Here is a 15,129-nt window from a genome sequence, read left to right as displayed (position 1 = left end):
AAGGTCAACCCAGAGAATCGGCCCAGATGTTGCGCGCCCAACCGATGGCGTAGAAGGCTTCGAGTTCATTGGCGGCGCTTGAGACGCCGCCTGAGCCCGGCACGGTGAGCATGGTTCTTTGTGCGGCGTCAAAACGGTGCACGCTGGCGACGTGAATCGCCTCCTCGGCCGTCACAAAGCTGTAGCAGGTGTTGGCGTAAAGCGGCAGACTCGGGGGCTCTTTGCCTTGCAACAAGGACAGCACCGCCGCCGCGCAGACCTTGGCGTGCTGGTTCGCCATGTGGCCCGATTTGGGCATGCCTGGTGCGATCTGAATCGCGTCGCCCAGCACGTGGATATGCTTCGCAGCCTTGGATTCGAAGCTCAGGAAATCGACCTCGCACCAGCGCTGGTTGGCGGTGGCCAGTCCGGACTGGACGGCGATGGCGCCAGCGCGCTGGCTGGGAACCACATTGGCCACGCTGGCGGTGAAGGGGTCATTGAATTCGAACTGCAGCGTGTTGGTGGCGGCATCGACGTCGATGACGCGGTGCTTGGGCCGGTATTCGATGATGTCTTTGTAGTGATCGGCCCAGGCCCTGAGGAACAGACCGCGTTTGGAGGTGACGTCGTCGTTGGCGTCGAAAATGATGACCTTGCTGCGGGGTTTGGCTTGCTTGAAATAGCTGGCCACCATACAGGCGCGCTCGTAAGGGCCGGGCGGGCAGCGATACGGAACCATGGGAATCGAAAGGGCGTAGACGCCGCCATCCGGCATGGCTTGCAGTTGTTGGCGCAGCGCCGCCGTTTGCGGGCCGGCCTTCCAGGCGTGCAACACCTTGTCTTTGGCAGCCTGGCTGGCCATGCCGGGCAGGGTTTCCCACATGAAGTCGATGCCAGGAGAGAGAATCAGGCGGTCGTAAGGCAGTTCGCCACCGCCAGCCAGGCGGACGCGGCGCTGCTCGGCGTCGATCCGGGTCACGCTATCGCGCACCAACTTGACGCCGTGGCGGCGTTGCAGGTTCTCGTAGGAGTGGGTGATGAAAGCCATGTTTTTGTGGCCACCCAGCACCAGATTGGAGATCGGGCAAGAAATGAAGCTGGCGTTGGGTTCGACCAGGGTCACGTCTATGCCCTGGTTGGAAAACAAGCGCAGGTATTTGGCCGCCGTGGCACCACCATAGCCGGCACCGACCACGACCACTTTGGGCGCACCGGGCCCAGGGGTGGCGCAACCGCCGAGCAAGCCCAGACCGGCAATGGCAGAAGTCGCTGTAGCGGCATGTACAAATTGACGTCTTTTCATGGCGGCTTTCTTATTTCGGTTGGGCGGCAAAATAAGCCGAGATCTGCTGGATCTGTTCGTCCGAAAAACCCTTGGCGAGTTGGTGCATGACGGTGGCGGGTTTGCGGTCGGCTTTGAAGTCCATCATCAGACGGGTCAGCTCTGCCGCACTTCTGCCGGCCAGCGATGCCATGCCAGGCTGGGCGCGGCCTGCCGTGCCATGACAGGCTGCACAAGACGCCGCCCAGACCCGCACTTGCAGCGGGTCTATCGGGGTGCTCTGGGCGTGCGCCCCAGCGGCTGCGACACACAACGCGGCTGCCATCAGCCGCTTGGTCGATTTCACCATCGTCACCTCCAAAAATGTGATTGAACAGGAATCAGAAAACGGTACGCCTGGCACATTATTCAAGCCGGCTGCAGAAAAACGCGCGCCTTTTTCGGTGCCAGCACCACGGTGTCGCCGTCCTTGAGGGCGAGCGCTCGAAAGTGTTCGGCTGAAATCTGCGCCTCGATCAGCGCGTCGGCGCCGGCGCGGCCCTGCGCGTCGACTGGCAGCAACTCCAGCCGCGCCAGCGGCCCGACTACGATGGCGCGCTCGAGCGTGGCGACGATGCCGACCAAGCCGGCGCGGTAGTGCTGCACGTCCAGGTCGTGCGGCCGCACGTAGGCAAAGGCTTTGGCGTCTTGTGCCTGGGCGTGCTCGGGCGATTCTATCGAGACGCCGTCCAGGTGCAGCAAGCCTTCGTGCGCGCGGCCATGAAACAGGTTCACGTCGCCCAGAAAACCATACACAAAGGGGTTGGCCGGGTGCTCCCACACCTCTTGTGGCGTTCCGACCTGCTCGATCTGGCCCTTGTTCATCAGCACCACGCGGTCGGCCACTTCCAGCGCCTCCTCCTGGTCGTGGGTGACGAAGATGCTGGTCACGTGCAGTTCGTCGTGCAGACGGCGCAGCCAACGCCGCAGTTCCTTGCGCACTTTGGCGTCGAGCGCGCCAAAGGGCTCGTCCAGCAGCAGCACCTTGGGCTCGACCGCCAGCGCGCGCGCCAGCGCGATGCGCTGACGCTGCCCGCCCGAGAGCTGCGCCGGGAAGCGGTCGGCCAGCCAGTCGAGCTGCACCAGTGCCAGCAGGTCGTGCACTTTTTTCTTGATCTGTGCCTCGCTCGGGCGCAGTGCGCGCGGCTTGACGCGCAGACCAAAGGCCACGTTCTCGAACACCGTCATGTGGCGAAACAGCGCGTAGTGCTGAAAGACAAAACCCACGTTGCGATCGCGCACGTGCTTGTCGGTTGCGTCTTCACCGGCAAACAAAATGCTGCCCCGATCGGCCGTTTCCAGTCCGGCAATAATGCGCAGCAGCGTGGTCTTGCCGCAACCCGACGGTCCGAGCAAAGCCAGCAGCTCGCCCGAAGCAATGTCCAGGTTGACCTGTTTGAGGGCTTGAAAGTCGCCGAATTGCTTGTCGACTTTGCGAATTTCTATGCTCATGTGCTTGCTTTCATAATCACGGGTGCGCGCTCGGGCGCCAGCTCGACGCTGGCCCTGAGTTCGTTTTCGTGCCGCCATTCGACCACCGATTTGATCACCAGCGTGACGATCGCCAGCAGCGCCAACAGCGAGGCCACCGCAAACGCCGCCACCGCCTGGTATTCGTTGTAGAGCACCTCGACGTGCAGCGGCATGGTGTTGGTCTGGCCGCGAATGTGGCCCGAAACCACCGAGACGGCGCCGAACTCGCCCATGGCGCGTGCGTTGCACAGAATCACGCCGTAGATCAGCCCCCATTTGATGTTGGGCACGGTGACGCGCCAAAAGGTCTGCCAGCCGCTGGCACCCAGCACCAGTGCGGCCTGTTCTTCTTCGTTGCCCTGCGCTTGCATGAGCGGAATCAGTTCGCGGGCGATGAAAGGAAAAGTGACGAACAGCGTGACCAAAATGATTCCGGGCACGGCGAAGATGATCTGGATGTCATGCTCCAGCAGCCAAGGCCCCAGCCATCCGTGGGCGCCAAATACCAGCACGTAAATCAGGCCGGCGACCACCGGTGAGACCGAAAACGGCAGGTCGATCAGCGTGGTCAGGAACGACTTGCCCCAGAACTCGTGCTTGGCCACCGCCCAGGCGGCCGCCACGCCAAACAGCAGGTTCAGCGGCACGGCCACGGCGGCGGTCAGCAGTGTCAGGCGAATCGCGGCCTGCGCGTCGGGCTCTTGAATCGCGCTCAGGTAGGCAAACCAACCCAGTCGCAGGGCTTCGGTAAAGACAGCCGCCAGCGGCAGCACCAGGAACAAAAACATAAAGCCCAGCGCCACCCCGATCAGGGTGCGGCGCACCCATGCCGACTCCGTCGTGCGCGGCAGCCTCAACTGAGCCACACTTTGCTGGCTGCGGCTCATATGCTGCCTCCCGAACGCTTGCGCTGCCAGCTCTGCAGGCCATTGATGAGCAGCAGCAGCAGGAATGAGGCGAGCAGCATGACCGATGCGACGGCGGTGGCGCCGGCGTAATCAAACTGCTCCAGGCGGCTGATGATGATCAGCGGCGTAATCTCCGACACCAGCGGAATATTGCCCGCAATGAATATCACCGAGCCGTATTCGCCCACGGCGCGCGCAAAAGCCATGGCAAAACCGGTCAGCAAGGCCGGGCCAATGGCGGGAAAAATGATGCGGGCAAAAGTCTGCCAGCGCGTTGCACCCAGGCACATCGCGGCCTCTTCCAGCTCCTTTTCCAAGTCTTGCAGCACCGGCTGCACCGTGCGCACGACGAAGGGCAGTCCAATGAAGATCAGCGCCACCACCACCCCGGCCGGGGTAAAGGCAATCTGAATCCCGTGCGGCTCCAGAAAGCGGCCGATCCAGCCATTGCCAGCCAACAACGCCGCCAGCGAAATACCGGCCACCGCGGTGGGCAAGGCAAACGGCAGATCAACCAGGGCATCGACGATTTTCTTGCCTGGAAATCGGTAGCGCACCAGCACCCAGGCCACCAACAAGCCAAAGAACGCATTCACCAGTGCGGCCAGCAAAGACGCGCCAAAGGTCAGGCGGTACGAGGCGAGCGCGCGCGGCGTCGTCACGGCGTCCCAAAATTCGGCCCAACTCAGGGTGAACGTTTTGAGCACCAGCGCCGACAGCGGAATCAGCACGATCAGGCTGAGGTAAAAAACGGTGAAACCCAAGGTCAGGTTCAGCCCCGGCAGCACGCGCCGATTGGGGCGCCGTTTGCCGGCGGCAGGCAGCAGGTCTGGCCGCGCTGCTGCCAAAGTGGCAGACGAACTCATTTAGCGCCCCTGGGTAAAAATCTGGTCGAAGGTGCCACCGTCGTTGAAATGCACCCGCTGCGCCTGTGCGGGCGAGCCAAAGTACTCGGAAATGGTGAATAGCCTGATCGGCCTAAAGGTATTGGCGTGCCGCTGCAGCACCGCCTGCGAGCGCGGGCGCAGACCGTGGCGGGCGGCGATTTCCTGCGCTGGCTCGCTGTAGAGAAAGTCCAGGTAGGCGCGGGCCAGCGCCTGCGTGCCCTTGCGCTCTATGGTGCGCTGCACCAGCGCCACCGGGTTTTCCGCTTTGATGCTGACCGACGGGTGCACCACATCGACCCGGCCCAGGCCGAATTCACGCTCGACCAGCACCACCTCGGATTCAAAAGTAAGCAGCACGTCGCCTATGTTGCGCTGCAAAAAGGCCCCGGTGGCGTCGCGTCCGGCACGTGCCAGCAAGGGCACGTTGCGGTAGAGCTGGCGCACAAACTCTGCCGCCTGCGCGTCGCTGCCGCCTTGGCTGCGCACAAAGCCCCAGGCTGCCAGATAAGCCATGCGGCCGTTGCCGCTGGTTTTCGGATTCGCCACCACCACCTGCACGCCGGGACGAATCAGGTCGTTCCAGTCTTTGATGCCTTTGGGGTTGCCGTTGCGCACCAGAAACAAGATGGTCGAAGTGGTGGGTGCGGCGTTGTGTGGAAATTGGCGCGCCCAGTCGGCGGCAATCACGCCGCGGCCGGCCAGAAATTCCAAGTCGGTAACGGTGTTCATGGTCACCACGTCGGCCGCCAAGCCGTCGGAGACGGCGCGCGCCTGCGCGCTGGAGCCACCGTGCGACTGGTTGATGGTGATGGTCTGGCCGCTGCTGGCCAGTTGCTGGGCAATGAAAGCGGCGTTGATGTCGCGGAAGTATTCGCGCGACAGGTCGTAAGAGACATTTAGCAGCGTGGTCTGGGCTCCCGCCAGGGCCGAAGCGCTCAAAGTGAGTGCGACAAGCGCAGCGCGCAGAAAATGTTTCATCAAAACTCCAAAACAAACAGGGGAATGGCGTCGATTCTGAGTGGATGATTTTGAATCGCAAACGACTTTATTTTTGTTTCTTTATAACTTTCGGTGATAAACGCCTGGAGAAAAAGTGTCGCAAGCGGTTTTTCTCATGAAAAAACCCGCTTTGAGCGGGTTTTTTCATGAGTGGCCAGAAAACCGGCCGACGGAGCTGGCAGCGCTGCTGCGCTGTCGATCAGATGCGAAATTCATCCAGCGACCGGCCGGCCGCCAGCGCATCGCGCACCCATTCGGGTTTGCGGCCCGGGCCACCGGCCCAAAGTTCGCCGCTCGGGCCACGGAATTTCGCTGGCAGAACTGCTTTTGACTTGGCACCTTTGCGCACTCCTGCGCTTGCATTGGCACTGCCTAGGTCGGCGACCTTGATGCCGTACTCTTTCATTTTGGCTTTGATGTCTGCAATGACGGCGGAGAGTTCATCTTTGCGCGCCTGTTCGGCTTGGGCAATAAGTGCCTGCGCCTGTGCCATGAGTTCGGAATAAGTGGACATTTTATGAATCCTGGAGGGGTCGGTAGGTTGTGATGCGGATGACGTGGGCAGCACAAGTCTGCTGCGCGGCATTGTAACTCGCTAGGCCACGGTTTGCAGCCAGATATGCAAAGCGGCAGGCAATTCGGAATGTAACTCGAGGGCATCAGCCGTGATGGGGTGCGTCAGCCGCAGCCGCCAGGCATGCAGGAACATGCGTTTGCAGCCGCACTGGCTCCATTGGCGGTTGAATTCGAAATCGCCGTATTTGTCGTCGCCCGCTATTGGGTGGCCAGCACTCGCCAGATGCACCCGAATCTGATGTGTGCGTCCGGTTTTGATGTTGACTTCGAGCAAACTCAAGCCAATCGTCGGCGCCGCCGCCAGTCCCGCCGCTGCCGTCAGGCGCTTGAGCACCCGAACCTGGGTCAGCGCGTATTGACCGTCGGGGTCGGCGGCGGTGGTGACTTTGACCCGCCGTTCGCCGTCGGCCAGCACATATTTGTGCAGCGGTTGATCCAGTTGTTTCAGTTGTGCAGGCCAATGGCCTTTGACCAGCGCCAAATAGGTTTTGCCAGTGGCACGGGAACGAAACTGGTCTTGCAAGGATTTGAGCGCGTTTTTTTTCTTGGCAATCAAGAGCAGACCGCTGGTATCACGGTCGAGTCTGTGCACCAGTTCGAGCATCGGCGCCTGCGGTCGGGCTTGGCGCATTTGCTCGATCACGCCAAAACTGACGCCACTGCCACCGTGCACGGCGACCCCAGCCGGCTTGTCAATGGCCAAAAAGAAATCGTCCTCGTACAGCACGGGGAAGTCTCGCGCGGGTGCGGGATGGTCAATTTTCTCTTGGGCGCGCTCGGACACGCGCAAGGGTGGAATGCGCAGCGCGTCACCGGCGGCGACGCGCTCGTCGGCGCGCACGCGGCCCTTGTTGCGGCGCACCTCGCCGGAGCGGATGATGCGGTAGATGTGCGACTTGGGAACGCCCTTGAGCTCGCGCAGCAAAAAATTGTCCAGCCGCTGGCCGTCCGATTCGACATCGACCGTGAGGTGCCGCACGGCAACAGGGGAGGGGGCGTGGGACATGGGCAGAGGGCGGCAATCGTTGAGCAAAAGCAGGACTATAATGCGTCACGCCAGTCATACGCCGTAAGTGTTTGATTCGCCAGAAGTTTAAGGTTAGCCCTGGAGTCTGGCAAGGGACCGCACGTGACTGGTTGAAGTTGCCACCCGCGCCAGCGGGGCTCTGCGTCCGTTTCCTGCTGCATTCCGAGGTGAATCCAGGTGTGGCGCCAGCCCTGGTTTAGGCGGCGGGCGAACCCGCCAAGAAAACTGCGAACCTGAATACGGAATACCCCAATCGGCCAGCCGGCGCAAAACGGCTGTCCGAGGACAAAGTGAAACCAGAGACACTGCGAGCCGGTTCATGTCACTGACAAGCCACTGGCCAATTCCCTGCTCACCCGACTCCACGCGCCTACGCCCTGACCCGGTGGTTCGACGCGGCATGCTTGGCGCTTCCATGCGCTGGCCGCCGCCCCGAATCGCGGGTCATCGGCTCTCCGGCAATTCCTCCCCCCGTTCGTGCTTTTCCGCTGGTTCATGGCCGGTCGACGCCTGGGTTCTTCCCGGTGTCTTGTTTGAGTTTGAACGAAGGAAAACGTCTCATGAAACGCATGTTGATCAACGCCACGCAGGCCGAAGAGCGCCGCCTGGCGATTGTGGACGGGCAAAAACTGCTCGACTACGAAATCGAAATCGAGGGACGCGAGCAGCGCAAGGGAAATATCTACAAGGCCATCGTCACGCGCGTCGAGCCCGCGCTGGAAGCGTGTTTCGTCGATTACGGTGAAGACCGGCACGGTTTCTTGCCGTTCAAAGAAATTTCACGCCAGTACTTCCAGGGCAATGCGGCGCCGGCGCAGGCACGCATCAACGACGTCATCCGCGAAGGTCAGGGTCTGCTGATTCAGGTTGAAAAGGAAGAGCGCGGCAGCAAGGGCGCAGCCCTGACTACGTTCATCAGCCTGGCCGGGCGCTACGTGGTGCTGATGCCCAACAACCCGCGCGGTGGCGGCGTCTCGCGGCGCATTGAAGGCGAGGACCGGCAAGATCTCAAGGCTGCGCTCGACCAACTGGAGTACCCCGGCGGCATGAGCATCATCGCGCGCACCGCCGGCATTGGCCGCGACGCACCCGAGTTGCAATGGGATCTGAATTACCTGCTCAAATTGTGGAGCGCGATCGACGGCGCAGCGCAAAGCGGCAAGGGCGCGTTTTTGATCTACCAGGAGTCAAGCCTGGTGATTCGAGCCATTCGCGACTATTTCAACAGCGACATTGGTGAGATTTTGATCGACACCGATGACATATTTGAGCAGGCGCACCAGTTCATGAGCCACGTGATGCCCGAGCAGAGGCATCGCGTCAAGCGCTACCGCGACGACGCGCCGCTGTTTTCGCGTTTTCAGATCGAACACCAGATCGAGACCGCCTACAGCCGAACGGTCAACCTGCCTTCGGGTGGCGCCATCGTGATCGACCAGACCGAAGCGCTGGTGGCGGTGGATGTCAACTCGGCGCGCGCCATCAAAGGCTCGGACATCGAGGAGACCGCCACCCGCACCAATCTGGAAGCGGCCGACGAAGTGGCGCGCCAGGCCCGTCTGCGCGACCTCGGCGGCCTGATCGTGATCGACTTCATCGACATGGATGAGAGCAAGAACCGCCGCGAGGTGGAAAACCGCCTGCGCGACGCGCTGCGCCAGGATCGCGCGCGCGTCCAGTTCAGCGCCATCAGCAAGTTCGGTCTGCTCGAGATGAGCCGCCAGCGCCTGAAGCCCGCGCTCAACGAAGGCGCGTCCATACCCTGCCCGCGCTGCGGGGGCTCGGGCCATATCCGCGATACCGAAAGTTCGGCGCTGCAAATCCTGCGCATCATCCAGGAAGAGTCGCTCAAAGACAGCACGGCGGCGGTGCTGGTGCAGGTGCCGGTCGAAGTGGCCAGTTTCTTGCTCAATGAAAAGCGCACCGAAATCACCAAGATCGAACTCAAGCAGCGCATCAACGTGCTGTTGGTGCCGAACAAGTCGTTCGAGACGCCAAACTACAAGCTCGAACGCCTCAAACACGACGACCTGCGCCTGGAGAGCCTGGACGCCAGCTACAAGCTGGCCGAGGAAGTCGACGCCATCGCCACCTTCACGCGCCGCAGTCAAGAACGCAGCAACAAGCAAGAGCCGGTCATCAAGGGTGTGCTGCCCGATGGACCGGCCCCGCTGTCCGCCGCGCGCACCACACCCCCCCCTGAGGCGCTGGCCCAGCCAGCAGCTACAGCAGTGGCCCAGCCCACGGTGACATCCGAAAAAGGCTTTTTCGGCTGGATCAAAAGCCTGTTCGGCGGCGGTGGCGCGTCAGTGCCCGCTCCAGCGGCGGCACCGACAGCAGCCGCAAGCCCGCGCGCTACCCTGGCGCCCGTGCGGCGCGAGGGCAGCGGCCACACGACGGCCGAGGCGCGAGAGCCACGCGCGGCGCGGCCCGAGAGCCGCAACGGCCGCGGCGAACGGCGCGAGGGCGACAGCCGCCCGCCCATCCGCAATGAACCCAGGCGTGGCGAGGCGCGCACAGAAGCCCGGGATGCAGGTCGCCCCGAAGCGCGCAGCAGCGGTCGGCGCGAACAGCGGCGCGACACCCCAATCGCCCCCGAAGCCTTGGGCGCAGACCAGGCTGCACCGGCCAGCAGCGCCCCGTTGGCCGCACCAGCCGACGCTGGCGCCCCTGTGCGCCGCGAGCGCGCGCCGCGCAATGACAGCCGAAGACGCCAGCCCGAGGCAGATAGCCCGCAGGCAGAGCTTGCGCCGCTGCAAGATGCCGCCACAACCCGTTCAGTTGCCGTGCAGCCTGACGCTGCAGCAGCCAGCGAGGCGCCGCGTGAGCCACGCGAGCGCCGCAGCCGCGACCGCTACGGACGCGAGCGGCGTGAACGCACCGCCGGCGATGCCACTGCTGTGACCGCTCCAACTGACAGCACGGCGGCTGCCGCCGAGTCCAAGCCGACCGGAAACGTTGTCCCGCTCGAGGCGCCGCTGCGCAGCTACTTCAACCAGTCGCAGAGCAGCGCACCCGTCCATGCGGCCCATGCTGCGCTGCAGGACGAGCCGCTGGCGCCGCCGCCACCCACCCTTGTGGCGCCGCCGCTGCCTGCTGCTGCACCTGTGGCCGCTGCGCCCCTGGCCGCCAGCAGCCGCAGCTTGCCCCAGGTGCAGCCATTTGCCTTGGCACTCGATGAACTCAAACAAGTGGCGCAAGCCGGCGGGTTGGAATGGGTGAATTCAGACGCCGGCAAAGTGGCGCAGGCACAAGCCAGCATCGCCGCCGAACTGCCGTCGATCCACACGCCGCGCCAGCCCCGGCAGGTCGCCGTGGTCGACGACGCTGCGCTGGTGTTGGTAGAAACCCGCAAAGACCTGAGCAAGCTGACGCTCCCGTTTGAGACGCGCTGAACGCTGGCGCAGGCGGGTCGGGCAGAACGTGCCGGCCTGCCTTGGCCGGGCGGGATCGAGACCGGCTTGACGTGCCCAGGGGCGTTTGGACCTGAGGCTGAGCCGCTTCTTGCGGCGAGGCTGCGTCCTTCATCGCTGCACTCGCGCAGAAGCGGGTGGCGCGAGCAGGAAAAAAAACCGGACTCAGACACGTCACAACACTTGACGGTAGCACGGCGCACCACTAGACTGACATGTCAGTTCAGCGGGTGTTCGTCTTGGAGCCCGGCTGCCTGTTCCATCTAAATCACAGGAGAAGCTCTTGCTGCCCAAAGCCACAGGTGAAGACCGCCGCGAACAACTGCTGCGCTGCGCCAAGATGGTGTTCGCGCAGCGCGGCTACCACGCCGCCAGCGTGGCCGACATCATCGACGCCGCCGACGTGGCACGCGGCACTTTCTACCTGTACTTCGACGGCAAGCGCCAGATCTTCGACGTCATTCTGGACGATCTGCTGGCCAGCATCGGCCAGCAGATCGAGGTGATCGAAATCAGCCCGCTCATGCCGGCGCCGCTGGAGCAATTGCGCGCCAACCTGGAACGGGTGCTGGCCCTGGTTTTGAGCGACCGCGACCTGGTGGTGATTCTGTTGCACCAGGCGCAGGGACTCGATGGCGATTGCCAGGACAAGCTTGAACAGTTCTATCAGAGCATTCTGGTTTTGATCGAGTCGGCGCTGCGCATGGGCATGAGCATGGGTCTGGTGCGCACTTGCGATCCACGGCTGGCTGCCGCCGCCATTTTGGGCGCAGGCCAGGGCATTGTGGCGCTGGCTACGCGCATGCAACCCACGCCGGCGGTCAAGTCCATCGCCGACCAGATGCTCGACATTGCCCTGTACGGCTTGCTCAAGCCCTTGCCGCGTTCATAGACCTTTCTAAACCTTTCGAAGGATTCCAGCATGCAAACCATTCAGCCCGGCAGCGGCGCCGAAATCGGGCAAGCAATCGTCATCGGCATCGACGTCGGCTCGACCACCGTGAAGGCGACCGTGGTGGATGCACACAGCAAGGCGATCTTGTGGTCCGACTACCGGCGCCACCAGACCCGCCAGCCTGAGCTGGTGCTGGAGTTTCTGGGCGAAATCGAAGCCGCTTTTTCCACGGTCGCGCGGCAAGACATGCGCATTTTCATCACCGGCTCGGGCGGCTCGCCGCTGGCGCCGCAACTCGGCGCCAAGTTCGTACAAGAGGTCAACGCCGTCACGCTGGCGGTCGAGACGCTGCACCCGGATGTCGGTTCGGTGGTCGAACTCGGTGGGCAGGACGCCAAGATCATCATCTTCAAAGAAACCGAAAACGGCGGCCGTTCGGTGTTCACCTCGATGAACGACAAGTGCGCCTCCGGCACCGGCGCCACCATCGACAAATGCCTGATCAAGGTCGGGCTGTCGCAAGAGCAGGTCGCCAGCATCGCCTGGGACGACAGCCGCCTGCACCACGTGGCCGCCAAATGCGGTGTGTTTGCCGAGACCGACATCGTCAACCTGGTGAAAACCGGTGTGCCGGCAACCGAGATCATCTGCTCGCTGGCCGACGCCATCGTGCTGCAAAACCTCTCGGTTCTCACGCGCGGCAACACGCTGCGCGCCAAGGTGCTGTTGCTCGGCGGCCCCAACACCTACCTGCCGTTTCTCAAAGCCTGCTGGCGCCAGCGCATCGTCGCCACCTGGCAAGAGCGCGGTTACGACTACGCGCGCGAGCTGCCGGTCGAAGAGCTGATCATCACCCCCGACAACGCCCAGTATTACGCCGCCTTTGGCGCGGCGCTGTACGCGGCGCATGAGGCGGCCGAAGTCGGGCGCTACCTGGGCACGTCCGCACTGCTGGAGTACATCACCCACGGCCGCAAGGCGCGGCTGGGTGCGCAGGCCGGTCCGCCGCTGGTGGCTTCGACGACCGAACTCGATATTTTCCGCGAACGTTACGCCATTGCGCCCTGGAAACCGCCGCTGATCGCTTGCGGCTCGGTGGTAGAGGCCGTGATTGGCGTCGATGGCGGTTCGACCTCGTCGAAAGCGGTGCTGGTGGACATGCAGGGGCGGCTGCTGCGCAAGGAATACCAGCTCTCCGGCGGCAACCCGATCCAGGACACCAAGGAGCTGCTGGCCAAGCTCAAGCGCTACGTGCATGAAGACTGCGGCGCCACGCTGTCGGTGCGCGGTTTTGGCGCCACCGGTTATGCCGCCGACGTGCTCGAGCAGTGCGTGCGCGCCGACGTCAACGTGGTCGAGACGGTGGCGCACATGCTCTCGGCGGTGCATTTCTTCGGCGACATCGACGTCATCTGCGACATCGGCGGCCAAGACATCAAGGTCTTGTTCATCAAAAACGGCGACATCAACAACTTTCGCCTCTCCAATCAGTGCTCGGCCGGCAACGGCATGCTGTTGCAGGCCATGGCCGCTCAGTTCGGCCTGAAAGTCACCGAATACGCCGACAGCGCCTTCCAGGCCGCGCTGGCACCCAAGTTCAGCTACGGCTGCGCGGTGTTCCTCGACTCTGACCGCGTCAACTTCCAAAAAGAGGGCTACTCCAAGGACGAGATGCTGGCCGGTCTGGCGCAGGTGCTGCCGAAAAACGTCTGGCAGTACGTGGTGCAAATTCCGCGCATGGCGGCGCTCGGGCGCAAGTTCGTGCTGCAAGGCGGCACCCAGTACAACCTGGCGGCGGTCAAGGCGCAGGTGGACTACATCAAAGAGCGCGTGCCCGACGCCGAGGTCTACGTGCATCCCCATGCGGGCGAAGCCGGCGCCATTGGCGCGGCCATGGAGACGCTGCGCGTGGTCAAGCGCAACGGCTCCCGGTTCATCGGGCTGGACGCGGCGATCAACCTGCAATACACGACGCGCAACGACGACAGCACGGTCTGCCGCTCGTGCGCCAACGAGTGCTCGCGCACCTTCATCGACGCGAGCACGCCGGACGGTTTCACCGCGCGCTACATCGCGGGTTTTTCCTGCGAGCAGGGAACGGTCGAATCGAAGGAGGCTTTGAAGCAGTTGACGCGCCGGCGCAAGGAGCTGATGAAGCAGTACCCGAACCTGGTGCACTACGAGGCCGAACACGTGTTTCGCCACGGCTACGACGAAGCGCCGCTGCCGGGCGCCGACAGCCCGGTGCAGGACATCGCGGTGAGGAAAACCTGGAGCGGCAAGATCGAGCGCAAGCCGGTGCTGCGGCCGTTTCGGCGCTCGCCCGAGGCGGCGGCCCAGCGGCGTGAAAAGCTGCGCATCGGCATTCCGCGCGTGCTCAGCCTGTGGACGGTGGCGCCGTTCGTTCGAACTTATTTCGAGACCCTGGGCCTGCTGCGGCAAAACGTGGTGTTTTCCGATGAAACCACCGAGCCCATGTGGGTCGAGGGCGGGAAATACGGCTCGGTCGATCCCTGCTTTCCGGCCAAAGTGGTGCAAGCGCACGTGCACAACTTGCTGTTTCACCACCACAGCGAGAAAAAACCGCTCGATTACGTGTTCTTCCCCTGCATCACCAGCATCGGCTCGCCGCTCAAGCACGTGATGGGAAACACCTCGTGCCCCATCATCGCCGGTGCGCCGCTGGTGATCCGGGCTGCCTTTACCAAGGAATCTGACTTTTTCGCCAGCCGCGGTATCAGCTACCTGGCGCCGTCGCTGCCCTTTACCGAGCCAGCGCTGCTGAAAAAACGCCTGTTCGAGTGCTTTGCCGAGCTGCTGGGCGTGACCGAGGACGAGTCCGACTTCGCCTGCGAGCAAGGCGCGCTGGCGCTGGAGCAATTCGACGCCGATCTCGAACAGCGCGGACGCGCCATTCTGGAGGAGGTCGAAGCCAAGAACAGCATCGCATTGTTGCTGCTGGCGCGCCCCTACCACACCGACCCCGGGCTCAATCACGGCGTACTGGAAGAGTTCCAGGCGCTGGGCTACCCGATTTTGTCGATCCGCTCTATCCCCAAGGACGAAGCCTGGCTGGCGCGTTTCTTTGAAGCCGACCTGAGCAAGGGGAGCATCGCTTCGCCGCTGGACATTCGCGACGTCTGGCCAGAGAACTACTCGGCCAACTCGGCGCTCAAGGTGTGGGCCGCCAAATTTGCCGCGCGCCACCCGAACGTGGTGGTGCTCGATCTGTCGTCGTTCAAGTGCGGTCACGACGCGCCCACCTACGGCCTGATCGACAGCGTGATCGGCGCCTCCGCCACGCCTTATTCGGCCTTGCACGACATCGACGCCAACAAGCCCGGTGGCTCGATCAAGATTCGCGTCAAGACCTACGAGCACGCGCTCAAGCTGCACCAGGAGCGCTTGCAGGACGTGGCACGCAAGAAGCAGGAGCTGGTGCAGCGCATCGATGAGAAGCGGCTCGAGCTGCTGCAACTCAAGAGCGCGCAGTTGGCCGCGCGCCATCAGGCCGACTTGGGTCTGGTGCAGGAAATCGCCACCCTGCGCGAACGCGTGCGCCACTACCAGTCACCGCCAAGCCCGCAGCCCAGCGCCACGTCGGCGCGGCGGGTGATTCCGATCGCCGCCATGCACTAACCCCCAGGA

General features: G+C 63.2%; 11 protein-coding genes. 3 read left to right on the top strand and 8 right to left on the bottom strand.

Annotated elements, in window-relative coordinates; genetic code table 11:
* Positions 1–4: 4 nt before the first annotated feature.
* The 8 genes from EST26_RS07950 to EST26_RS07915 all read right to left on the bottom strand — a co-directional run bounded on the left by EST26_RS07950 (position 5) and on the right by EST26_RS07915 (position 7,152).
* On the bottom strand, positions 5–1,285 hold the full coding sequence (locus EST26_RS07950; protein ID WP_291066825.1) for an NAD(P)/FAD-dependent oxidoreductase: 1,281 nt from the start codon (positions 1,283–1,285) through the stop codon (positions 5–7).
* 10 nt (positions 1,286–1,295) lie between these two features.
* Positions 1,296–1,613, bottom strand: a complete 318-nt coding sequence (locus tag EST26_RS07945) for a c-type cytochrome (protein ID WP_291066823.1) — start codon at positions 1,611–1,613, stop codon at positions 1,296–1,298.
* Between the two features lie 59 nt (positions 1,614–1,672).
* Positions 1,673–2,755, bottom strand: coding sequence for a sulfate ABC transporter ATP-binding protein (locus tag EST26_RS07940; protein WP_291066821.1), 1,083 nt, complete (start codon positions 2,753–2,755; stop codon positions 1,673–1,675).
* Entirely contained in the window at positions 2,752–3,663 is a 912-nt protein-coding gene (cysW, locus tag EST26_RS07935; protein ID WP_291066819.1) for a sulfate ABC transporter permease subunit CysW, read from the bottom strand. The genes EST26_RS07940 and cysW overlap by 4 nt, the downstream gene beginning before the upstream one ends.
* Positions 3,660–4,550: a sulfate ABC transporter permease subunit CysT gene (cysT, locus tag EST26_RS07930; protein WP_291066817.1), complete on the bottom strand. Its 891-nt coding sequence runs from the start codon at positions 4,548–4,550 to the stop codon at positions 3,660–3,662. Before cysT ends, cysW begins: the two co-directional genes overlap by 4 nt.
* Positions 4,551–5,549: a sulfate ABC transporter substrate-binding protein gene (locus EST26_RS07925; RefSeq protein ID WP_291066816.1), complete on the bottom strand. Its 999-nt coding sequence runs from the start codon at positions 5,547–5,549 to the stop codon at positions 4,551–4,553.
* A gap of 220 nt (positions 5,550–5,769) precedes the next feature.
* Entirely contained in the window at positions 5,770–6,063 is a 294-nt protein-coding gene (locus EST26_RS07920) for an H-NS histone family protein (protein WP_291066814.1), read from the bottom strand.
* Between the two features lie 102 nt (positions 6,064–6,165).
* Entirely contained in the window at positions 6,166–7,152 is a 987-nt protein-coding gene (locus EST26_RS07915) for an RluA family pseudouridine synthase (RefSeq protein WP_291066812.1), read from the bottom strand.
* A gap of 581 nt (positions 7,153–7,733) precedes the next feature.
* Between EST26_RS07915 and EST26_RS07910 the strand changes: the two genes are divergently transcribed.
* The 3 genes from EST26_RS07910 (at position 7,734) to EST26_RS07900 (ending at position 15,120) form a co-directional block, all read left to right on the top strand.
* Positions 7,734–10,568, top strand: a complete 2,835-nt coding sequence (locus EST26_RS07910; RefSeq protein WP_291066811.1) for an Rne/Rng family ribonuclease — start codon at positions 7,734–7,736, stop codon at positions 10,566–10,568.
* Positions 10,569–10,869: 301 nt separating this feature from the next.
* Positions 10,870–11,478, top strand: a complete 609-nt coding sequence (locus tag EST26_RS07905; protein WP_291066810.1) for a TetR/AcrR family transcriptional regulator — start codon at positions 10,870–10,872, stop codon at positions 11,476–11,478.
* A gap of 30 nt (positions 11,479–11,508) precedes the next feature.
* A complete protein-coding gene (locus EST26_RS07900) occupies positions 11,509–15,120 on the top strand; it encodes a BadF/BadG/BcrA/BcrD ATPase family protein (RefSeq protein WP_291066808.1) in 3,612 nt (1,203 codons plus the stop codon).
* The last annotated feature ends 9 nt before the right edge of the window (positions 15,121–15,129 follow it).

This window comes from Hydrogenophaga sp. (genome assembly GCF_014773545.1).
Classification (GTDB): domain Bacteria; phylum Pseudomonadota; class Gammaproteobacteria; order Burkholderiales; family Burkholderiaceae_C; genus Hydrogenophaga.
This window is presented reverse-complemented; position numbering and strand designations above follow the sequence as displayed.